Source organism: Streptomyces sp. NPDC021080 (assembly GCF_044333225.1).
GTDB lineage: Bacteria > Actinomycetota > Actinomycetes > Streptomycetales > Streptomycetaceae > Streptomyces.
On sequence record NZ_JBIRQM010000003.1, the window covers coordinates 722,762 to 742,885 of the forward strand.

20 protein-coding genes are annotated in these 20,124 nt (G+C 72.0%); 7 read left to right on the top strand and 13 right to left on the bottom strand.

Annotated elements, in window-relative coordinates:
* Positions 1–128: 128 nt before the first annotated feature.
* The 4 genes from ACH4S8_RS10565 to ACH4S8_RS10580 all read right to left on the bottom strand — a co-directional run bounded on the left by ACH4S8_RS10565 (position 129) and on the right by ACH4S8_RS10580 (position 3,035).
* On the bottom strand, positions 129–890 hold the full coding sequence (locus tag ACH4S8_RS10565) for an SDR family oxidoreductase (RefSeq protein WP_398392314.1): 762 nt from the start codon (positions 888–890) through the stop codon (positions 129–131).
* A gap of 17 nt (positions 891–907) precedes the next feature.
* Complete coding sequence (gene fabG / locus ACH4S8_RS10570) at positions 908–1,669, bottom strand: 3-oxoacyl-ACP reductase FabG (RefSeq protein WP_398392315.1); 762 nt, start codon at positions 1,667–1,669, stop codon at positions 908–910.
* A gap of 203 nt (positions 1,670–1,872) precedes the next feature.
* On the bottom strand, positions 1,873–2,256 hold the full coding sequence (locus ACH4S8_RS10575; protein WP_398392316.1) for a DUF3037 domain-containing protein: 384 nt from the start codon (positions 2,254–2,256) through the stop codon (positions 1,873–1,875).
* Positions 2,253–3,035: a HipA family kinase gene (locus tag ACH4S8_RS10580; protein ID WP_398392317.1), complete on the bottom strand. Its 783-nt coding sequence runs from the start codon at positions 3,033–3,035 to the stop codon at positions 2,253–2,255. The genes ACH4S8_RS10575 and ACH4S8_RS10580 overlap by 4 nt, the downstream gene beginning before the upstream one ends.
* A 266-nt stretch (positions 3,036–3,301) precedes the next feature.
* Here ACH4S8_RS10580 and ACH4S8_RS10585 point away from each other — a divergent pair, with 266 nt between their 5' ends.
* A complete protein-coding gene (locus ACH4S8_RS10585) occupies positions 3,302–3,748 on the top strand; it encodes a Rieske (2Fe-2S) protein (protein ID WP_398392318.1) in 447 nt (148 codons plus the stop codon).
* 31 nt (positions 3,749–3,779) lie between these two features.
* On the opposite strand, the gene ACH4S8_RS10590 is transcribed toward ACH4S8_RS10585, so the two are convergent.
* Complete coding sequence (locus tag ACH4S8_RS10590) at positions 3,780–4,418, bottom strand: cysteine hydrolase (RefSeq protein WP_398392319.1); 639 nt, start codon at positions 4,416–4,418, stop codon at positions 3,780–3,782.
* 185 nt (positions 4,419–4,603) lie between these two features.
* On the opposite strand from ACH4S8_RS10590, the gene ACH4S8_RS10595 reads away from it, so the two are divergent.
* Positions 4,604–5,071, top strand: coding sequence for a pyridoxamine 5'-phosphate oxidase family protein (locus ACH4S8_RS10595; protein ID WP_398392320.1), 468 nt, complete (start codon positions 4,604–4,606; stop codon positions 5,069–5,071).
* A 58-nt stretch (positions 5,072–5,129) separates the two neighbouring features.
* On the opposite strand, the gene ACH4S8_RS10600 is transcribed toward ACH4S8_RS10595, so the two are convergent.
* A complete protein-coding gene (locus tag ACH4S8_RS10600) occupies positions 5,130–6,032 on the bottom strand; it encodes a LysR family transcriptional regulator (RefSeq protein ID WP_398392321.1) in 903 nt (300 codons plus the stop codon).
* Between the two features lie 75 nt (positions 6,033–6,107).
* Between ACH4S8_RS10600 and ACH4S8_RS10605 the strand changes: the two genes are divergently transcribed.
* Positions 6,108–7,043 carry a DMT family transporter gene (locus tag ACH4S8_RS10605; protein ID WP_398392322.1) on the top strand — a complete coding sequence of 312 codons (936 nt, stop codon included), beginning with the start codon at positions 6,108–6,110 and terminating at the stop codon, positions 7,041–7,043.
* Positions 7,044–7,065: 22 nt separating this feature from the next.
* Here the strand turns inward: ACH4S8_RS10605 and ACH4S8_RS10610 are convergent, their stop codons facing one another.
* On the bottom strand, positions 7,066–8,397 hold the full coding sequence (locus tag ACH4S8_RS10610; protein WP_398392323.1) for an aminotransferase class I/II-fold pyridoxal phosphate-dependent enzyme: 1,332 nt from the start codon (positions 8,395–8,397) through the stop codon (positions 7,066–7,068).
* 35 nt (positions 8,398–8,432) lie between these two features.
* Between ACH4S8_RS10610 and ACH4S8_RS10615 the strand changes: the two genes are divergently transcribed.
* Positions 8,433–9,122 (top strand): pyridoxamine 5'-phosphate oxidase family protein, encoded by a 690-nt coding sequence (locus ACH4S8_RS10615; RefSeq protein ID WP_398392324.1) that lies wholly within the window; start codon positions 8,433–8,435, stop codon positions 9,120–9,122.
* A gap of 173 nt (positions 9,123–9,295) precedes the next feature.
* Here ACH4S8_RS10615 and ACH4S8_RS10620 read toward each other — a convergent pair whose 3' ends face one another.
* The 3 genes from ACH4S8_RS10620 to ACH4S8_RS10630 form a co-directional block, all read right to left on the bottom strand.
* A complete protein-coding gene (locus ACH4S8_RS10620) occupies positions 9,296–10,276 on the bottom strand; it encodes a DMT family transporter (RefSeq protein WP_398392325.1) in 981 nt (326 codons plus the stop codon).
* Between the two features lie 200 nt (positions 10,277–10,476).
* A complete protein-coding gene (locus ACH4S8_RS10625; RefSeq protein ID WP_398392326.1) occupies positions 10,477–11,499 on the bottom strand; it encodes an EamA family transporter in 1,023 nt (340 codons plus the stop codon).
* Positions 11,500–11,781: 282 nt separating this feature from the next.
* A complete protein-coding gene (locus tag ACH4S8_RS10630; protein ID WP_398392327.1) occupies positions 11,782–12,372 on the bottom strand; it encodes a Clp protease N-terminal domain-containing protein in 591 nt (196 codons plus the stop codon).
* 364 nt (positions 12,373–12,736) lie between these two features.
* Here ACH4S8_RS10630 and ACH4S8_RS10635 point away from each other — a divergent pair, with 364 nt between their 5' ends.
* Positions 12,737–13,165 carry an SRPBCC family protein gene (locus ACH4S8_RS10635; protein ID WP_398392328.1) on the top strand — a complete coding sequence of 143 codons (429 nt, stop codon included), beginning with the start codon at positions 12,737–12,739 and terminating at the stop codon, positions 13,163–13,165.
* Between the two features lie 102 nt (positions 13,166–13,267).
* Here the strand turns inward: ACH4S8_RS10635 and ACH4S8_RS10640 are convergent, their stop codons facing one another.
* Positions 13,268–13,915, bottom strand: coding sequence for a PadR family transcriptional regulator (locus ACH4S8_RS10640; RefSeq protein ID WP_398392329.1), 648 nt, complete (start codon positions 13,913–13,915; stop codon positions 13,268–13,270).
* A gap of 525 nt (positions 13,916–14,440) precedes the next feature.
* Between ACH4S8_RS10640 and ACH4S8_RS10645 the strand changes: the two genes are divergently transcribed.
* Positions 14,441–15,250: a PhzF family phenazine biosynthesis protein gene (locus ACH4S8_RS10645; protein ID WP_398392330.1), complete on the top strand. Its 810-nt coding sequence runs from the start codon at positions 14,441–14,443 to the stop codon at positions 15,248–15,250.
* Between the two features lie 174 nt (positions 15,251–15,424).
* On the opposite strand, the gene ACH4S8_RS10650 is transcribed toward ACH4S8_RS10645, so the two are convergent.
* A complete protein-coding gene (locus ACH4S8_RS10650) occupies positions 15,425–16,225 on the bottom strand; it encodes a CPBP family intramembrane glutamic endopeptidase (protein WP_398392331.1) in 801 nt (266 codons plus the stop codon).
* A 185-nt stretch (positions 16,226–16,410) separates the two neighbouring features.
* Here ACH4S8_RS10650 and ACH4S8_RS10655 point away from each other — a divergent pair, with 185 nt between their 5' ends.
* Positions 16,411–18,195, top strand: coding sequence for a substrate-binding domain-containing protein (locus ACH4S8_RS10655; protein ID WP_398392332.1), 1,785 nt, complete (start codon positions 16,411–16,413; stop codon positions 18,193–18,195).
* Between the two features lie 248 nt (positions 18,196–18,443).
* Here ACH4S8_RS10655 and ACH4S8_RS10660 read toward each other — a convergent pair whose 3' ends face one another.
* Positions 18,444–19,961 (bottom strand): glutamate--cysteine ligase, encoded by a 1,518-nt coding sequence (locus ACH4S8_RS10660; protein ID WP_398392333.1) that lies wholly within the window; start codon positions 19,959–19,961, stop codon positions 18,444–18,446.
* Positions 19,962–20,124: the final 163 nt, after the last annotated feature.

Here is a 20,124-nt window from a genome sequence, read left to right on the forward strand (position 1 = left end):
GGGCGGGCCCCGGGGGGGGGGCGGGGGGGGGTCGGGGGCCCCCCCCCCCCCCCCCGGCGCCCCCCCCCCCCCGGCCCGGGGGGGGGGGGGGGCGCGCGGGGGCGCCCCCCCCCCCCCCGGCCCTCGTGTCACTCCACTCCGGCGTTGAGGAACATCCCGCCGTCGACCACGAGCGTCTGACCGGTGACCCAGTCCGACTGCTGCGAGGTCAGGAACGCGGCGGCCCCGCCGATGTCGGAGGGCACGCCGAGCCGGCCGAGCGGGTAGGCCGCGGCGGCCTCCGCCTCGCGGCCCTCGTACAGCGCGGCCGCGAACTTCGTCTTCACCACGGCGGGCGCGATGGCGTTGACCCGGACCTTGGGCGCGAACTCGTGCGCGAGCTGCACGGTCAGGTTGATCATCGCGGCCTTGCTGATGCCGTAGGCACCGATGAACGGCGAGGGCGCGAGGCCGGCGACCGAGGCGATGTTGACGATCGCGCCGCCGTTCTCGCCCTGCCAGGCCTTCCAGGTCTGCTGGGCGAAGCCGAGCGCGGAGACGACGTTGGTCTCGAAGACCTTGCGCGCCACGTTCAGGTCCAGCTCGGCGATCGGCCCGAACACCGGGTTCGTACCGGCGTTGTTGACGAGGAAGTCGACGCGGCCGAACGCCTCCATGGTGCGCTCCACGGCGGCGGCCTGGTGGGCCTCGTCGTGGGCCTTGCCGGCCACACCGATGACGCGGTCGGCGCCGAGCGTGTCGACGGCCTCCTTGAGGGCGTCCTCGTTGCGGCCCGTGATGCAGACCCGGTCGCCGCGGGCGACCAGGGCCTCCGCGATGCCGTAGCCGATGCCGCGGCTCGCGCCCGTGATGAGCGCGACCTTGCCCGAGAGTTCGGGGAGCGTGGTCATGTTCGTTTCCCCTGCGTCTAGTTGAGCGGTCCGCCGGCCACGTACAGCACCTGGCCGGAGACGAATCCGGCGGCCTCGCCGGTGAAGAAGGCGATGCTGTTGGCGATGTCGTCGGGGTTGCCGACGCGCTGCACGGGGATCTGGGTGGCGGCGGCGGCCTGGAAGTCCTCGAAGTCCATCCCGACGCGGGCGGCGGTGGCGGCGGTCATGTCGGTGACGATGAAGCCGGGCGCCACGGCGTTCGCGGTCACTCCGAACTTGCCGAGCTCGATGGCCAGGGTCTTGGTGAGGCCCTGGAGACCGGCCTTGGCGGTGGAGTAGTTGGCCTGGCCGCGGTTGCCCAGCGCCGACGAGGACGACAGGTTGACGATGCGGCCGAACTTGGCCTCCACCATGTACTTCTGGACGGCCTTCGCCATCAGGAAGGCGCCGCGCAGGTGCACGTTCATGACGGTGTCCCAGTCGGACGCGCTCATCTTGAACAGCAGGTTGTCGCGCAGGACACCCGCGTTGTTCACGAGGATGGTCGGCGCGCCGAGCTCCTCGGCGATCCGCGCGACGGCGGCCTCCACCTGGGCCTCGTCGGAGACGTCGCAGCCGACCGCGAGAGCCCGGCCGCCGGCGGCGGTGATCTTCTCGACGGTGTCCTTGCACGCGGCCTCGTCGAGGTCGATCACCGCGACGGCGCGGCCCTCCGCGGCCAGTCGTACGGCGGTCGCGGCGCCGATGCCGCGCGCGGCACCGGTGACTACGGCGACGCGCTGCTCAGTGGTGGACATTGCTGGTTCTCCTCGCCCTTGGAAAAGCCGGCCCAAGCCCGGCCAAGCTGTCTCGACAACCTTGCGGAGTCTTCGGGGTCCCACGGGACCCGCGGCTCACACGGTACGCCCGTCCGGTGAGCGACCGCTTAGTACCTTCAGCAGACGTGACGCTAGAAGCCCTGGCACCCGGTGTCAACGGCGCACCGCGCTCATGTGATCCATTACCTGACCAGGAGTTGGAGCAACCGCTCGGTCTCGGCCTCGGGATCGGCGGTCAGGCCGGTGTGCACGGGTCCGGGCTGGACCACCGTCGAGCGCGGCGCGATCAGCCAGCGAAAGCGCCGCCCGGCATCGTCGTGTATTGCTTGACCAGCGGCTTCGCCCCCGGCGCAGACACCTTCGACGGCGCGCAGCGCGGCCCGTACGCCCGTCACGTCCGCGTCCGGGTCGAGCGCGAGCAGCTTGCCCTCGTCCAGATGGGTGCGGGCCGCGACGAAGGAGTGGGCGCGGCAGTACACCAGCACGCCCGCGTTGAAACACTCGCCGCGCTCGATCCGCGGCACCACGCGCAGCAGCGCGTACTCGAAGACGTCCCGCTCGTTCACCTGTCCTCCTCGGTGCCGTCGACGCCGTCGACGCCCTTGATCCGCTCATGGATGACGGCGGCGCGTGCCAGCAGCGGCCGTGCGTAGGCGCGGCGCAGCGCGTCCACCGTGTCGAAGCCCGGCTCACCGGCCAGCCAGGCCTCGGGGATCTGGGCCGTGACCTCGGCGAGCAGGTCCTCGGTGACCAGGGGGGCCAGTTCGGCGGCGGCCGAGGCGATGTCCGGGCCGAAGGGGGCGAGCGCATGGTCGGAGATGTCGTACGGCTTGGCGGCGGATTTCTCGGCGCCGGGCCAGTGGTGGTGCCAGATCATCGTGGCGCCGTGGTCGATGAGCCACAGGTCGCCGTGCCACATCAGCAGGTTGGGGTTGCGCCAGGAGCGGTCGACGTTGTTGACGAGGGCGTCGAACCAGACGATCCGGCCGGCCTCCTCGGCGCTCACCTCGAAGGCGAGGGGGTCGAAACCGATGGCACGGGGGAGGAAGTCCATCCCGAGGTTCGGGCCGCCGCTCGACTTCAGCAGTTCCTGGACCTCCTGGTCCGGTTCGCCGAGCCCGAGGACCGGGTCGAGCCCGATCGTCACCAGGCCGGGCACCCGCAGGCCGAGCCGGCGGGCGAGTTCACCGCAGACGACCTCCGCGACCAGCGTCTTGCGCCCCTGTCCGGCGCCGGTGAATTTCATGACGTACGTCCCGAGGTCGTCGGCCTCGACGAGTCCCGGCAGCGAGCCGCCCTCGCGCAACGGCGTGATGTAGCGGGAGGCGTTCACTTCCTTGAGCATCGCCCCAGGTTACTGGGGTGATCCCGCCAGGCGGACGCGACCCGGTGACGGCGGCCGGAACGGTCCCCGGCATCCGGGGCCGGAGCGGATAGGCTTCCGGGCCGAGGCCGGTCGATCTCCGGGGCCGGGGCCGGCCGTGACCTCGTGCGTCCGGCTGTCGGCACGCTGTGGATCAGGTCAAGAAGTCGCCATTGCCTGAACAGCCCGCCCTGGCGGACCGTACCTCTGAGCAGATCCAGATCATGTCCGCTGAAGGGAAAGCCAGCATGACCAGCGAATCGCTTCACTCCGCACAGGCACCGGCCCGGCGCACCGTCGTGGCGGCGGTCGGCGCGGCGGGAATCGCCGTCGCGCTGACCGCGTGCGGGGCGGACGACAAGGCCTCCACCGCGGGCTCCGGCAACGGCGCGGCGGGAAACGCGGCCGGCACGGAACTCGCCAAGACCAGCGACATCCCCGAGGGCGGCGGCAAGGTCTTCGCCGACAAGGGGGTCGTGGTGACCCAGCCGACGGCAGGCACGTACAAGGCCTTCTCGTCCAAGTGCACGCATCAGGGCTGTGCGGTCAAGGGCATCGCGAACGGCGTCATCACCTGTCCCTGCCACGGCAGCGAGTTCTCCGCCACCGACGGCAGCGTGAAGAAGGGGCCCGCGACGACCGGGCTGGCCGCCGCCGACATCACGGTCAACGGAGACTCCATCAAGCTCGCCTGACCACCGGCGCCGGTCGCTCGGAGCTCCGGCGTCAGCGCCGGCGCCGCTCGAAGCAGGCGAGCACCTCGTCGGTGGTCGTGATGGTGGCGACCAGCGCGAGCGTGTTCCGGATCATCGCGGGGGTGTACTCGGAGGGCACTCCCGCGACGGCGTCGGCGGGAACGACGACGGTGTAGCCGCGGTTCACGGCGTCGAACACGGCGTTGGGAACGGCGATGTTGGCCGAGACGCCCGTCACGACGAGGGTGCGGCAGCCCAGGTTGCGCAGCAGCGGGTCGACGTCGGTGCCCGAGATCGGCGACAGACCGTGCAGCCGGCGCACGACGAAGTCCTCCTCGGCGACCTCGACGGGCGGCGCGATCCGCACCGCCGTCGTGCCGGTCAGCTGGCGCACGGGCAGTCGCTCGGCCGCCCGGAACAAGCGGGCGTTGCGGTTCGCGCCGCGGCCGTCCGGGCGGCGCTCGGCGACCGCGTGGATCACCTGCACCCCGCTCTCGTGCGCGGCGTCCACCAGCAGGGCGATCCGGTCCAGCGCTCCGGACGACCGCGCCTCCAGCGCGAGTTCGGGCAGTGCGCTGTCCGGGCCCACGACGCCCTGTTGGCACTCCACGGTGAGCAGTACCGTGCCGACGGGGTCGAGGAGTTCACTGAGTTGCTCGAACGACGGCATGGCTCTCCTTGTCGTCGCGGGTCGGGACGGCGGAGCGTAACGACCATTGCGTGAGGACGGAAGACACCTCATGCTTTCCTGACGGAACGTCAGACAGCTTTACGGACAGCCTTCGGCGGACGGAGCCGAGGCGCACGGCGAGATCGGCGCGGACTTGGCCGACACACAGAACATGAGGGGACCGTATGGCCGTCACTCAGCGCAGAGGCCGGAAGATCATGATGACTCCCGGCGAACTGGACGAATTCCTCACCACCCAGCGCACCTGCCGCGTCGCCTCCGTGTCGAAGGACGGAGTCCCGCACGTGAGTGCCCTCTGGTTCGCCTGGGACGGTGTCTCACTGTGGCTGTACTCGGTGGTGCGCAGCAAGCGCTGGGTGCAGCTGCGCAACGACCCCCGGGTGGCGGTGGTGATCGACTCCGGTGAGGAGTACGGGGAGCTGCGGGGCGTCGAACTGTCCGGCACGGTGGAGTTCGTCGGCGAGTTCCCGCGCACCGGGGAACTGTGCGCCGAACTCGACGTCCCGGAGACCCTGTTCGCCCGGAAGAACTTCGGTCTGGAGGAGATGCCGCACGACGGCCGACACGCGTGGATGCGGCTGACGCCGGACGCGATCGCCTCGTGGGACTTCCGCAAGCTCCCCCCGGTGTAGCCGAAACACCTCGGGACTCGCGCAGGCTCCCCGGTGCGGCGAAGCGCCTTCCGCCCCCCTACACGACGGCCGCGCCGGCCCTGCGCAGGGCGTCCACCGCCGCCCTGATCGAGGGCCGGCGGTCGGCGTCGGCCCGCCACACGACGTAGACATGGCGACGCACGCGCCGGCGGACCGGCACGGTGACGACGCCCTCGGGCATCGGGTGGCGCCCGAGGAGCGGGGCCACGCACACTCCGAGCCCCGCGGCGACGAGTCCGAGCTGGGTGTGCGTCTCCCCGGCGCGGTGCCCGATGCGCGGTTCGACGCCCTGGGAGCGCAGCGTGAACATCAGCCATTCATGGCAGAACTCGCCCTCGCCCCAGGTGATCCACTCGTCGTCGGCGAAGTCCCCGAGGTCCACCTCGTCACGGCCCGCGAGCCGGTGGCCGGCCGGCATGGCCACATCGGCCGGGTCGTCGAGGATCGACGCCTTCACCAGGCCGTCGGGCAGCGGCATCGGCTTGTTGTACCAGTCGAGCACGACGGCCAGATCCAGGTCCCCGCGCACCACTCCCGCGACCCCGGCCTCCGGCTCCAGCTCACTGGAGCGCACCCGCAGTCCGGGGTGGTCGGCGCGCAGTTCCGCGAGCGCCGCCGGGAACAGTCCGCGCGCCGCGGTCGGGAACGCGGACAGTCTCAGCTCCCCGACCACCTGACCGCGCTGCGCCTCCAGGTCGGACTGCGCCAGTTCCACCTGGGACAGGATGCGGGCCGCGTGTTCGGCGAGGAGCCGCCCGGCGTCGGTCAGACGCACGCCCCGGCCGTTCTTGGCGAGCAGTTGCTGTCCGACCTCGCGCTCCAGCTTCGACATCTGCTGGGAGACGGCCGAGGTGGTCACATGCAGCCCCTCGGCCGCGCCGCTCACCGAGCCGTGCCGGGCCAGGGCGTCGAGGGTGCGCAGTCTCTCCAGATTCAACATGTAAGCAATGCTACGAGATAACGCTCGAATATTCTCGCTTGTGCTACGCGATGGTGCTGCCGCATTCTTGTGCCCATGAGCACCGTCGCCTCTTCCCGGCCCGTCACACCGAACGACGCGGCACCCCGCCGCCGCACCGCCCCGGACTGGCGGATCCGCTTCGGCGTCCTGTCGCTGATCTGGGGATTCAGCTTTCTGTTCATCAAGGTCGGCACGGAGGGCTACGCGCCGTTCCAGGTCACCTTCGGCCGCCTGCTGTTCGGCAGCGCGGTGCTCGTGGCGGCGATGGCGGTGAAACGGGAGCGGCTGCCGCGCGGGGCGCGGACGTGGGGACACCTCGCGGTCGCGGCCTTCCTTCTGAACGCACTGCCGTTCTCGTTGTTCGCCTACTCCGAGCTGACCATTCCCTCCACGCTCGCGGGCATCTGCAACGCGACGTCGCCGCTGTGGGGCATGGCCCTGTCCCTGGTCGCCCTCTCCGAGGACCGGCCGACCCGGCGCAGGGTGGCGGGGCTCGGCATCGGCTTCCTCGGCGTCCTGACGGTCCTCGGTGTCTGGCAGGGCTTCCACGGCCTGGACGCCACGGGCACGGCGATGGCCCTGCTGGCATCACTGAGCTATCCGATCGGCTGGATATACGTCCGCCGGACCCTCGCGGGCACCGGCCACTCGCATCTGTCGATGACCGGCGCCCAGCTGCTCCTGGCCACCGCCCAGCTGGCCTTCGTCACCCCGCTGTTCACCACGTTCCCGAGCCGGATCGCGTGGGTGCCGCTGCTCGCGATCGCCGCTCTGGGTGCCCTCGGCACCGGCCTGGCCATGCTCCTCCAGTACGGCATCGTCGCCGAGGTCGGCCCGACGACGGCGCAGATGGTCACGTACTTCATCCCGGTCATCGCCACCGCCGCCGGCGTGGCGATCCTCGGCGAGTCGCTGGCCTGGTCGACACCGGTCGGCGCGGTGATCGTCCTCGCGGGCGCGGCCCTCACCCAGGCGAAGCCGCGCGGCTGACACCGGCGGCACCGGCCGCGGCTCAGACGTAGCGGCGCGCGGGGGCCGGGTCCACGGCGGACGCCACGGCGTCCGCGATCGGCTCGGCGTCCTCGGGCCGAAGCGTCGAGACGGTGATCCGGATACCCGGCGGCGAGGCCATTCTGAAACGGGCGCCGGGCGCGACCGCCCAGCCACGGTGGAGCAGCCGGGCGACGGCCGCGGTCTCGTCCGGGACGGGGATCCAGACATTCATCCCGCTGCATCCGTGTGCTTCGACACCGCGCGCCCGCAGAGCGGCGATCAGCATGTCGCGGCGCGCCCCGTACGCGGCCGCCACGCCCCCCGCGTCGACCGCGCCGGAGGTCCACAGATGGACCACGGCCTTCTGCAGCAGACGGCTCACCCAGCCGGGCCCGAGCCGGAGCCGCCCGTGCACACGGTCGGTGGTGACAGGGTCTCCGGTGAGCACGGCGAGCCGGAGATCGGGCCCGTAGGCCTTGGCGACGGAACGCACGAACGCCCAGCTGTACGTGACCCCGGCCAGGGGGTGCAGGGGCAGGTCGACGATCCGATGCCCGTGGTCGTCCTCGATGAGCAGGGTCCGCGGGTACTCCTCGAGCACGGCGCGCAGGGCACGCGCGCGGGCCGCGGTGACGGCGGCGCCGCTCGGATTCTGTGCCCGGTCGGTGACGATCAGGGCCCGTGCCCCGGCCGCCAGCGCACGTCGTACGTCATCGGGAAGCGGGCCCTCGTCGTCGACGCCGACCCCGGCCGTACGCAGCCCCAGCGCCGGAAGGAGGTCGAGCAGACTGCCCCAGCCCGGGTCCTCGACGGCCACCGTGTCGCCGGGCCTGAGGTGGGCCATCAGGACGCGCTCGATCGCGTCGAGCGATCCGGAGGTGACGACGACGGACCCTTCGGGCACTCCGTCCGCGTCGAACGCGGCACGGGCGAGGCGTGCCAGTTCCGGCTCGACGGCGTCCTGCCCGTACTGCACGGGATGCCGGTCCGACTCCCGGGCCGCCACCACGAAGGCCTCGGCGAGGGCCGGCAGCAGGGCGGGATCGGGATTGCCCTCACTCAGGTCCCGCACCCCCTCGGGCACCTCGACGCGCAGGTGTTCACGCCCCGTGGTGGCCGGCTTCGGGCGCACCCGGCTGCCCCGGCGGCCGGCCGTCTCGATCACCCCGCGCTCGCGCAGGATGCGGTACGCGGCCGCGACCGTGTTCGGGTTGACCCCCAGCTCCTCTGCCAACTCCCGCATGGGCGGGAGGAGTTGCCCAGGATCCAGATCCCCCGCCCCGACCGCCCGCTCCACGTCGGCGGCAATGTCGGCTGCGCGACGTCCTTCGATCCGATATTCTCCTAGCACAAAACAGATTATGCACTAGTGCAATGGAGATGGCAATGTCGGAGACAAGCACCCAGCCGAGGACGACCGGGGCCGCTGCCTACACCCCGACCGACCGCACTGTCCCCACCCGCTCCAAGGAACGCGCCGCGTACGACCGGGAACTGGTGCACGCGATACTCGACGAGGGGTACGTCTGCCATCTCGGATTCGTCCGTGACGGCGCGCCGGTCGTCCTGCCCACGCTCTACGCACGGGTCGGCGAGCGGCTCTACGTGCACGGGTCGACGGGCTCGCGGCCGCTGCGGATGACCGGCCAGGCCGACCCCGGGCTGGCCGTCTGTCTGACGGTGACCCACGTCGACGGACTGGTCCTGGCCCGCTCGGCCTTCCACCATTCGATCAACTACCGCTCCGTGGTCGTGCACGGCATCGCCCACCAGGTGACGGACCCCGAGGAGAGGCGCCTCGCGCTGGACGCGCTGGTCGACCACGCCGTCCCCGGCCGCTCCGCCGACTCCCGCCCCGCCAACGCCAAGGAACTCGCGGCCACGGCCGTGATCAGCCTGGATCTCGACGAGGTCTCCGCCAAGCTGCGCGGCGGCGGCCCGAACGACGAGCCCGAGGATCTCTCCCTCCCCCACTGGACCGGTGTGGTCCCGCTGTCCAAGGGGTACGGCGCCCCGGTCCCGGCGGACGACCTGGCACCGGGCATCGACCTGCCCGACTACCTGAAGGCCCTGTGAGCGACTGCCCGAAGGCCCTGTGAGCAGCGGGGCCGGTCGACGCGCGGGCCGGGACGGACCCGCGCGCCCCGGCCCCGAACCGGCACCGGCACCGGCCCCACCGAGTCCGGTGCCGATCCCTCACCCGAGGGATCGACACCCTCCTCACCCGGACGCCCGCCACCCCCGGAACCTCATACGAGAAGCGCCTCCTCGGGCGCCGCGAGCCGTTCGGTGCTCGCGGCGCGCGCCTCCGCCAGCGCGAGTCCGGCGACCGAGCCGAGCATCAGCAGGGTGCCGGCGAGTGTCGCCGGGGTGAGTCGCTCGCCGAGCAGGCCGACGGCGAGCACGGCCGCGCAGACCGGCTCCAGGAGCATGATCACGGACACGGCGGCGGAGCGGACGACGGCGGCTCCGGCGAAGAAGAGGGCGTAGGCCAGCGCCGTGGGGACGGCGGCGACGTACACCAGCAGGGCCAGCAGATGACCAGGCCGCGCGGTGTGCGGGATCAGCCCCTCGGCGAGCCCGAGGGGCAACAGGCAGACGGTGGTGACGGCGAACGCCCACACCGTCGTGCTCGCCCCGTCGACCCGGCCGTCGCGCCCCCACCACCGGGTGAGCAGCGTCATCGCGGAGTATCCGGCCGCGGAGAGCACCGCGAGCGCGACACCCCAGGGGCGCACGGTGGCGCCTCCGCCGCCGAGGACGAGCACGCAGAGCCCGGTCAGCGCCCCGACGACGGCGGCACTCCCGCCCCGGCCGAGCCGCTCCCCCATGATCAACCGGGCACCGAGCGCGATGAGGACGGGCCCCGCGCCCAGGGTGACGACGGTCGCCACGGCGAGGCCGGTCGCCTCGACCGCGGCGAAGTAGGCGGTCTGGAAGAGGGCCAGCCCGAGGCCGGTCAGACCGACCCGCAGCGCTTTGGGGCCGAGGGGCTCCCGCACGGCCGGGCGGCCTCCGCGCGGGCCGGGGCGACGGCGCGGGCGCAGGCGTACGGCGAGCAGCAGGGCGAGTCCGCCCGCGCAGCGCCAGAAGGACAGGGCGACCGGACCCATGTCACTGGCCCGGTAGACCAGGGACGCGGCGGCGCCCGCGGTGCCCCAGGCGGCACCGGCGACGATCAGATAGAGCAGGCCTCGCCCGACGGGCAGGCCGACAGCGGTGTTCGACACGTGTTCTCTCCGCAGATCCGCAGAAGCTCGGGAAGGGACCGCGTCGCAGCCCGTGCCACGGGGGCAGGGGTGCGGAAGGTCCTCGGACTTCTTCCGCGGGCAGCGCCGTTCCGCCCGGCACGGGGCCGGGCTGTGTTCCGGTACGCCCGCCTCAGGCGGCCGGAGGCGGAAGAACGAGCGTCGCAGGCATGATCGCCACTCTAGACGGCCGTTCCGTGGGCCGACAATTCCCTCTCGGCGTCGCCCGGGCCGCTCGCGACCGGATCCTGCGAGGGCTTCGCCGGGGCCGACGACTGCGCGATGAACGCACCGAGCAGGACCACCGCACCGCCGGCGATCTGGGGCAACGAGAGGTGTTCGCCCAGCAGCACCCAGGCCAGGACCGTGGCGATCACCGCCTCGAGACACGCCACGACGCCCGCGACCTGCGGGGAGAGCCTGCGCACGGAGAGGACTCCGGTGACGTAGGCGACGACCGTGGCGACGAGCACGATCCAGCCGAGGAGCAGCACTGCGGGCACGGACGTCCCGTTCATGTCCGCGCTGCCGCCGAGAACGGACCAGTGCATGGTCCAGGGGCGGGCGACCACGGTCAGCAGCAGGGTGCCGACAAGCAGCCCGTACGCGATCACGCCCAGCGGGTCGGGTGCCTCGTCGCCCGCGTCGCTGCCCTGGTCGGACAGGACGAAGTAGCCGACCTGGCAGCAGGCGGCGCCGAGCGCGAGCAGGAGCCCGACGACGTCGAAGCCGAGCCCCGACCACACCTCCACCACGCAGGCGAGCCCGCCGGCCGCGAGGACGACCCCGAGGGCCGCGGCGCGGGTGACGGGCCGGCGCTGCACGAAGCGCACCCAGCCGAGGACCAGCGCGGGGGCTAGGTACTCCACGAGGAGGGCGACGCCTACGGGTATCCGGGAGATCGCCGCGAAATAGCAGGCCTGGACACCGGCCACGCCTAGGAGTCCGAATCCGGCGAGCAGGGCGGGGCGCCGCTTGACGAGCGCCCGGTGCCGCACGGCGAGCGGCAGCATGACGAGGGCGGCACCGGCGACCCGCAGCCACACCACGTGAAGCGGGTCCAGCCCTGCCTCGATCAGCGGCTTGGCCGCGACGCCCGATCCTCCGAAGGCGACCGCCGACAGGAGCGCCAGTCCCAGACCGACGCCTCTTCCGTGGTTGCCCTCACTACTGCCCTGACTGCTCCGAGACGTGTGCACCGGCACATGATGACAGGCGACGACATGACCGTCACCCCCGAATACACCTGTCTCAGCGGCTGGATACCGGATCGGGCCCGGGACAGCCACCGCGGCCGGCTCGGACAGACTGCGGAGCCCGGCCCCATGGGCCCCAGGCCCCGCACCGCCCGCACCGCCCGCACCGCCCGCACCGACGGGACCGACGGGACCGACGGGACCGAGTGCCTTCCGGAAACCTCGTCAACCCGCGTCGCCCACCCCGGCGAACCAGCGCCCGCACCGACGACCCCGCGCTCCCGGAAACCGTCAGCCCGCGTCGCTCCGACCGACGCACTCCTCGCGTCCGTTCCGCCCGCTCTCGACACGCTCCAGCAGCCGCGGGAGGTCGACACCGGCCCGCCCGAGGACCTCGACGGCCCGCGACCGGGGATCGGCGGCCAGCGCCGCGAGCAGGTCGAGACCGCGGGCACGCTCGTCGCCCCGCAGCACGGCACGCTCGTACGCCGCCTCCATGGCGCCGGCCGCCACCGGCGACCAGTTCCGGCCGGCCACCACCGGTCCGACGCCCGGGCTCTCGACCGCGCTCTGCCAGCGGAGTCCGTACCCGATGCTGCGCTGCACGAGGTAGCCGAGCAGTCGGGCGAGCTGCGGACCGCCGTCGAAGACGGCACGCACCTCGGGGTCGGACTCCAGCAGGGAGTGCAGCAGATGGGCCGTGTCGATCTGCCGGTCCCCGTCGCGCAGCGCCCGCCTGCGCGCGCCGGACACCACCGAGGCAAGCTCCGCGCTGAGTCCGGCCTCGGTGCCGGCACGCTTCGGTCCGCTCGCGGCGGCGGACTGCTCGGGGATACGGGGCGACACAACCCCCACTTCATCAGCCCCGCGGCGCCGGGTCATCCACGGCGGGCACCATCTTCGGATCCGACACAGGGTGGGCATCCCCGTGCGGGCTCTCCTCCTTGCGGATGACTTCGCGCCGATTTCCCACCGCCGGCGCGCGCCGCCTTGCCTCGCGCACTCCAGGTCTGCCCCGGACGCCTCTCCGGCAGGCTCCCGCGCGCCCGCTCCCCCGTCGGGCCGCCCCGGCGCACGGCCGGCAACCCCCTCCACAAGCCTTCTCCGCGATCCCCTCCGCGGCCCCTCCGTGATCCCTCCGCAATTCCTGACGGTTCATCAGTATTGAATGTTCCGGGACCTGGAGCTACGTTCCGCGACACCGTAGCTGCGCCGGGCGCAGCGCCCGACACGAAGGGGTGGTCGCATGGCCGAAGTCAGCGCGGAAGCACGGATCGAGGCTCCCGCCGAGAAGATCTGGGCGCAGCTCACGGACTGGTCCGCCTACGGCGAGTGGAACGCGACGCACACCAACTTCCCGAAGGGCGGCCCGGAGAAGCTCGAAGTGGGCGGCACCTTCGCGGAGAACATGAAACTCATGGGCTTCCCGGCCGAGGTCACCTGGACCATCGAGGAGCTCGAGATCGGCCGCACCCTGGCGATCCGCGGCAAGGGCCCGATGTCGGTGAACGTCTCCACGCGCTACACGCTCACCTCCGACGGCGACGCCACATCGGTACGGATCGACGGGGAGTTCACGGGCGCGGCCGTCTCGTTGATGGCCGGCAAGCTCAAGGACTCGGCGACGGCCGCCCTCGACGAGTCGCTGCGCAAACTGGCGGGACTGGTGGCCTGAGCCTCACGCGTCCGCGCGACGCCCGCGCCCGGCGCTCCGTACACGGACAGGCGCCCCGCGGAAACACTTCCACGGGGCGCCGGCAGGTACCACAGCACGCCGTCAGTCCTCGTCGGCGAGGATCAGGTACAGCTTCTTGCGGGCTTCGTTGATGACCGCCAGCGCCTTCTCGCGCTGACCCTTGCTGCCGGTCTTCCAGACCTGGCCGAAGGCCTCCATGAGGCCGAAGCCGGCCTGCCGGATCTCGTGCAGCGTCTCCCAGTCGACCCCGCGCCCGGCCTCTTCCCACGGCGCGTCGGGACCCTCGTCGGCCGCGCTGCGGCCCGGCTCGGTGAGCGAGAACAGCCTCTTGCCGCCCTCGGCCTCGCTGGCGATCAGGCCCTCGTCCTCCAGCAGTTGAAGGGTCGGGTACACCGAACCCGGGCTGGGCTTCCACGCCCCGCCGCTGCGCTCGGCGATCTCCTGGATCATCTCGTAACCGTGCATGGGCCGGTCCTTGAGCAGGGCGAGGATCGACGCGCGCACGTCACCGCGCCGCGCCCTCCCCCGCGGTCCGCCCCGGCCGCCGCGCCCGCCCCAGGGGCCCGGACCGAAGCCGGGACCGCCGAAGCCGGGGCCACCGGGACCCCCCGGACCGAAGGGCCCGAAAGCCCCCCGCAGCCCCTCGAAGCCGCCCCGACCCCGATGGCCGGGTCCGCCGTGGTGTCCGTGTCCGTGCTCGTATCCGAAGTCTTCTCCACGTGAACGCATCGCAATCACTCCATTCCATCGTTGATCGGTCGCGATGCGTCAACGATATATCGATATCGCTCGCATGACAACCCTCCTCATCACGGAGACCGCGTGTGTCGTCCCGCGTCGGCGGAGCTTGGCGTTCCCCGGCGAGACGGGGCTCGCGGCGGTGGTTCCCGGCGAGCCGGGGTCCCGCTCGAGGCCGCGGACGAAGGCACGCGGGTGAGGCAGCCCGGCCGCGCGGACACAGGTGGCCCAGTCGCCGACAGCGGCGGCGTTGCCCGACCTGGACCCCAGGAACGGAGCGAAGGTGCGGGCATGATCAGCGAGCCCGGTCGTCTCCGGGCGGGCTGCGGTGAACCGGTCCAGGAGGTTCCGCCGCTCGGCCTTGAGGTCTTCGGCCTGCCCGGAAGCATCCGGGCCACGAACGCCGTCACGCCCGGGGTCCGTGGCCGGCAGCCCGTCGTCCCGGACTTCGACAAGGGGCCAGATCCCCAGGATTGGCCTTGGCCGGTGGCCTGCCGGGGCCGCTAGCTTCGGAGCATGCGGATTCGTATCGTCGACGCCTTCACCGACCGCCCCTTCGCCGGCAATCCGGCAGGGGTCCTCCTCCTCGACTCCTTCCCCGACGATGCCTGGCTCCAGAACGTGGCCACGGAGGTCAACCACGCGGAGACGGCGTTCACCCACCGGCTTCCGCCGGGCGGAGAGGCCGACTGGGCGCTGCGCTGGTTCACCCCCACCACCGAGGTCGCCCTGTGCGGACACGCGACCCTCGCCGCGGCGCACGTCCTCACCACCACCGGCGCCCATCAGGGCCCGGTGCGCTTCGCCACGCTCAGCGGTGTCCTCATCGCCACCCCCGAAGCCGACGGCTCGATCACCTTGGACTTCCCGACCGCGCCCCTCACCCCGGTCGAGACCCCCGACGGTGTCGCCGGGGCGCTCGGCGCCGAACCGCTCAGCACCTTCGACACCGGGCCGAACACCGGTGACCTGCTGGTCGAGGTCGCCGACGAGAAGACGGTCCGCGGTCTCACGCCGGACCACAAGGCGCTCGCGCGCTACTCCGAGCGCGGCATCATCGCGACCGCCCGCGCCGAAGACCCCTCACGGGGCTACGACTTCATCTCCCGCTGCTTCTTCCCGAACGTCGGCATCGACGAGGACCCGGTGACCGGCAGCGCGCACACGGCCCTGGCCCCGTTCTGGTCGGAGCGTCTCGGCCGCCCCGCCCTCACCGGCCTGCAGGCCTCCCCGCGCTCGGGCCTGGTCCGCACCGAAGTACGTGGTGACCGCACCCTCCTCTCGGGCCACGCGGTCACGGTCATCGAGGGCGACCTGCTCGCGTAGCGAACCCACCGGATCCGGCACGGCGCGCCCACGGGATCCCGTACGGCGAGCCCCCGGGAACTCCGCGCGGCAGGCCCCGCACGCGCACGACAGCATGCGACGGCACGTGAAAGGGGCGTACGACCATCTCGTACGCCCCTTTCACGTGCCGTCGCTCGGCCTTCGCCACCACCCTCATGCCGTCGGGAGCCAGCCCACCTTCCCGGCGAGCAGCGCGTACCCCACGAAGGCACCGATGTCGAGCAGCGAGTGCGCGACCACGAGGGGCCCGACCCGGCCCCAACGCCGGTACAGCCAGACGAAGACCACGCCCATCACCATGTTGCCGACGAACCCGCCGATGCCCTGGTAGAGGTGGTACGAGCCGCGCAGCAGCGCGCTCGCCATCAGCGCCGTCCCCGGTGTCCAGCCCAACTGCCCGAGCCTGCGCAGCAGATACCCGACGACGATGACCTCCTCCAGCACGGCGTTCTGCACGGCCGAGAGGATCAGCACCGGGAACTTCCACCACACGTCCGGCAGCGCCTCGGGCACCACCGTGAGGTTTGCGCCGAATCCGCGCGCCGCCAGATAGAAGGCGATGCCCGTGCTGCCGATGACCGCCGCGACCGCGGCACCGCGCCCGAGGTCCGGCCAGGGACGCGTACGGTCGAAACCGATCACGCGCATCCCCTTGCCCTCGCGGATCAGCAGGTGTGCGACGAGCGCGACCGGCACCAGCGCGGACGCGATGCCGAAGAGCTGCCAGGCCAGGTCGAGCCAGGGCCGGCCCGGCGCCGCCGAGGCGTTGAGGGTGGCCGCCTGCTCCTTCAGCCCCCCGGGCTTCGTGACCGACCCGACAAAACTGATCAGCGCGGACACTCCGCTCGCGCCGAGCGACAGCGCCAGGACGAGCAGCGTCTCGTCCCGGAAAGTCCGTCGGGTCAGCCTCTCCCCCGGAAAAGAATCGGCCACCGATCCCGCCTCCACCTGCACTCCCGCCTCCAGTTGGGTATTCCCACCGCATCCCCGTCCGCGCCCCGCTAGGGTCTCGAAAGAAATTACGAAGATCGTGCGCGACAGGCCGTCGGGGGGCGGGCACCGTACGGGGCGTACGTCCCCCATCGCCTGTTCTACGGCTGTCTCACGGCGCAGGCTCACCTGGGAGGGACCTCACCGTCATGGGACGTCACAGCTTGCCCGACGCGAGACGGGCGGGCTCCGTCGACCCCCGGATCCGTGTACGCCGACGCAATACGGCGCTCGCGACGGCACTCGTCCTCACCGTCGTCGGAGGCACGGCCGCCGCGGTCCGCGGGGGCCTGTTCTCCTTCGAGAGCTCCTGCGACGACGCCGCCGTGCACATCGAGGTGGCCGCCTCGCCGGACATCGCGCCCGCGCTCAGGGCCGTCGCCGAGGACGCCCGGGCGAAGGACATCACCTCCGACGGCCGCTGCCTCGACGTCCACGTGACCGCGCGCGAGTCGTACAAGGTCGCCGCCGCGCTCGGGGCGGGCGAGAAGTCCGACGCGCAGGTGTGGGTGCCGGACTCCGACGCGTGGGTGCAGCGGGTCGGCGACACCAGCGCCGCCACGCAGGTCACCAGCCTCGGGAACGTCGCCTCCTCGCCGGTCGGCGTCGCCGTCGTCCCGTCGGCCGCCAAGACGCTGGGCTGGCCCGCGAAGACGTACACCTGGACCGAGCTGGCCGGAGAGGCGACGGGGAACAAGAAGCTCAGCCTGGGCACGGTCGACCCCGCCCGCAGCTCGACCGGGCTGCTCGCGCTGGCCAGGATCGGCGCGGCCACGTCCGGCGTCAAGGACGGTGACATCCGGGCGGCGGCCATGGCCAAGACACTCTCGCGGCACACGTCCGACAGCGACGCCCGGCTCCTGGACACCCTGCCCGGCGACGCCCCGGACACCAAGAAGCAGGACACCGGGGAAAGCGGCTCCGGCCGCAATCAGGCGGTGATCCTCTCCGAGCAGGCGGCGTTCGCGCACAACAGCGCCCACGACGGCGGCCGAGGTCTCGACCTCTTCTACCCCAAGGACGGCTCACCGCTGCTCGACTACCCCTACACGCTGGTCGACGAGCCGCGGCTCAGCACCGACCAGGGCCGTGCGGCCCTGCGGTTCATGACCTTGCTCGGAGAGCCGGCACCCCGGCAGTTCCTGCGGACGTTCGGGTTCCGTACGGACGCGGAGAGCCCTTCGGCCACGCTCGTCGCCGAGGCCGGCGGGAGGTCCCCGCAGCCGTACGCGCGCGTCCTGGCCGACTCCGTGTCGAAGGGCGCCGTCCAAGAGGCCCTCGGCATGTGGACGATCACGGTGGAGCGCGCCCGTATCACCACGGTCGTCGACGCCTCCTCCTCCATGGCCGAGCCGCTGCCGGGCAGCGACCGGTCCCGTATGGACGTCACCAAGGAGTCCCTGCTCCAGGCACTCGCCACGTTCACCGCCGAGGACGAGATCGGGCTGTGGAAGTTCTCCACGAAGCTCGACGGCGACAAGGACTACCGCGTCCTCGTCCCGACCGGACCGCTCGGCGACGCCAGGTTCAAGACCAGCCGACGCGTGAAGCTGTCCGCCGCCTTCCGATCCCTGAAGCCGGTCCCGCACGGGGAGACCGGTCTGTACGACACCACGCTCGCCGCGTACAAGGCCGCCGTCGCCTCCTACGCGAAGGGCCGGTTCAACGCGGTGGTCGTCCTCACGGACGGGGTCAACCGGGACCCCGGCAGCATCTCCCGCGCCGATCTCGTCTCGGAGCTGCAGAAGCTGGCCGATCCGGAACGCCCGGTGCCGCTGATCGCGATCGCGGTGGGCCCCGACAGCGACCGGCGGGAGGTCGACCAGATCGCCAGGGCGACGGGCGGCTCGGGCCAGCGGGTCAACGAGCCCTCGCAGATCCACGCGGCGATGCTCAAGGCGATCACGGCGGCCGGCGCGGGCACCCCGGGCTGACCCGGCCACCCGGCCTCAGGGGCCGCCCCGCCGCTCCGGGCAGCCCCACATCGCAGAGGCCCGACGCCCGCCGTTCCGGCAGCCTCCGGCCTCGCGCCGGCAAGCCCCGGCAGCTGAACCCGACGACGCGGTGGCGCGCGCCGGCCACCGGTGCCGCCCCGACACCCCGGCCCGGTGCCGGGCGCCCCGCACCGGGCCGGGGTGCGTCCGGTCCCGCGGGGCCGGACGCACCCGTGCACCGGCACGTCTCACCCCAGCGGGACCGGCTCCGGCAGGCCCACCGGCCAGGTGTGCACGGGTTCTCCGAGATGCATCAGCTCGCCGTATCGCCGCGTCGTCGCGGCCAGCGCGGCCTCGCGGCCGAGCCCCTTCTCCAGGGCCCGGTGGAAGGTGGTCGCCTGCCAGGTCGCGCCGTTGACCCGCAGTCTGCACCGGTCCTCGATCACACCCAGGTAGAGGTCCCGGTCGACGGGCTCGACACCCCACGCGTCCAGGCCCGCGGCCGCCAGCGGCAGCAGCTCGTCGCGGACCAGGTTCGCGGCGTCCACCTGCGCGGTCCCGCCGTAGCGGCCGCGCCGTGGCCACTCCAGGCGCGCGTCGATGCCGTACCGGCAGGCCGCGTCGAAGTTGGCGGCGGCCGCCTCGAAGGACATCCGGGTCCACACCGGACGCTGTTCCTCAGAGAGCGCGCGGACCAGACCGTAGTAGAAGGCCGCGTTGGCAATCACGTCGGTGACGGTCGGGCCGGCGGGAAGCACCCGGTTCTCGACGCGCAGATGCGGGACGCCGTCCGCGATGCCGTACACCGGCCGGTTCCAGCGGTACACCGTGCCGTTGTGCAGCACCAGTTCGGCGAGTCTGGGCACGCCCCCGGCATCGAGGACACCGAGGGGGTCCTCCTCGTCGCAGATGGGCAGCAGAGGCGGGAAGAACCGCAGGTTCTCCTCGAACAGCTCGTAGGCCGAGGTGATCCACCGTTCGCCGAACCAGGTGCGCGGCCGGACTCCCTGCGCCTGCAGCTCCGGCGGCCGGGTGTCGGTGGACTGCTGGAAGAGCGGGGGCCTCGACTCCCGCCACAGCTCGCGGCCGAACAGGAAAGGCGAGTTGGCCCCGATCGCGACCTGCGGAGCCGCGACCGCCTGCGCCGCGTTCCACACGTCCGCGAACCGGTTCGGTGTGACCTGCAGGTGCAACTGCACGGAGGTGCAGGCGGCTTCGGGCGCGATGGACGCGGACCTGCAGACCAGCCGCTCCACACCGTCGATGTCGAGTTCGAAATCCTCTCCGCGGGCGGCCACGATCTGATCGTTGAGCAGCGTGTACCGGTCGACGGCCGACAGGTTGGAGGACACCAGATCGTCCTGGCCGAGCGTCGGCAGAATACCGATCATGACGATTCCCGCGTCGACCTCACTGGCTTTCCGGTGGGCATAGGCGAGCGAGGTACGGATCTCCTCGGCGAGCCGGTCGAATACCCGGCCGCCCAGTCGGTGCGGGGCTATGTTGACTTCCAGGTTGAACATGGCGAGCTCGGTCTGGAAGTCCCGGCTGGCAATCCGTTCGAGTACTTGCCCGTTCATCATTCTGGGCATGCCGTCGGGCCCCGCGAGATTCAATTCGATCTCCAGGCCCATCAGGTTCTTGGGGCGGTCGAACCGCTTCTCCTCCAGCAGTCGCTCCAGCCCCGTCAGACACTGTCGGAGCTTGACGCGGTGGCGCTGCCGATCGGACATGCCGAACGTCCCTGCCACGACCTTCTCCCCCATCGAAGCGTCCCTCCTCGAATGGGCAGGCCGAGTTCCGGCCCTGGCGTCCCGGGTTACGGTGGATGATGCCCAGGCAACTCGATCCATAACGTCCCGCGCACTCTCTTCGGCCGCTAGTCTGGACATCGGCCCCGGGCACATTCACGGGGCATGGAGCATTCAG

What these genes read in the sequence shown, in the direction of transcription:
- ACH4S8_RS10615 (WP_398392324.1), top strand. Translation starts at nt 8,433, where the DNA reads ATGTCGGAGACAAGCACCCAGCCGAGGACGACCGGGGCCGCTGCCTAC.
- ACH4S8_RS10605 (WP_398392322.1), top strand. Translation starts at nt 6,108, where the DNA reads ATGAGCACCGTCGCCTCTTCCCGGCCCGTCACACCGAACGACGCGGCA.
- ACH4S8_RS10635 (WP_398392328.1), top strand. Translation starts at nt 12,737, where the DNA reads ATGGCCGAAGTCAGCGCGGAAGCACGGATCGAGGCTCCCGCCGAGAAG.
- ACH4S8_RS10580 (WP_398392317.1), bottom strand. Translation starts at nt 3,035, where the DNA reads ATGCTCAAGGAAGTGAACGCCTCCCGCTACATCACGCCGTTGCGCGAG.
- ACH4S8_RS10655 (WP_398392332.1), top strand. Translation starts at nt 16,411, where the DNA reads ATGGGACGTCACAGCTTGCCCGACGCGAGACGGGCGGGCTCCGTCGAC.
- ACH4S8_RS10630 (WP_398392327.1), bottom strand. Translation starts at nt 12,372, where the DNA reads ATGACCCGGCGCCGCGGGGCTGATGAAGTGGGGGTTGTGTCGCCCCGT.
- ACH4S8_RS10660 (WP_398392333.1), bottom strand. Translation starts at nt 19,961, where the DNA reads ATGGGGGAGAAGGTCGTGGCAGGGACGTTCGGCATGTCCGATCGGCAG.
- ACH4S8_RS10590 (WP_398392319.1), bottom strand. Translation starts at nt 4,418, where the DNA reads ATGCCGTCGTTCGAGCAACTCAGTGAACTCCTCGACCCCGTCGGCACG.
- ACH4S8_RS10585 (WP_398392318.1), top strand. Translation starts at nt 3,302, where the DNA reads ATGACCAGCGAATCGCTTCACTCCGCACAGGCACCGGCCCGGCGCACC.
- fabG (WP_398392315.1), bottom strand. Translation starts at nt 1,669, where the DNA reads ATGTCCACCACTGAGCAGCGCGTCGCCGTAGTCACCGGTGCCGCGCGC.
- ACH4S8_RS10565 (WP_398392314.1), bottom strand. Translation starts at nt 890, where the DNA reads ATGACCACGCTCCCCGAACTCTCGGGCAAGGTCGCGCTCATCACGGGC.
- ACH4S8_RS10595 (WP_398392320.1), top strand. Translation starts at nt 4,604, where the DNA reads ATGGCCGTCACTCAGCGCAGAGGCCGGAAGATCATGATGACTCCCGGC.
- ACH4S8_RS10600 (WP_398392321.1), bottom strand. Translation starts at nt 6,032, where the DNA reads ATGTTGAATCTGGAGAGACTGCGCACCCTCGACGCCCTGGCCCGGCAC.
- ACH4S8_RS10645 (WP_398392330.1), top strand. Translation starts at nt 14,441, where the DNA reads ATGCGGATTCGTATCGTCGACGCCTTCACCGACCGCCCCTTCGCCGGC.
- ACH4S8_RS10640 (WP_398392329.1), bottom strand. Translation starts at nt 13,915, where the DNA reads ATGCGTTCACGTGGAGAAGACTTCGGATACGAGCACGGACACGGACAC.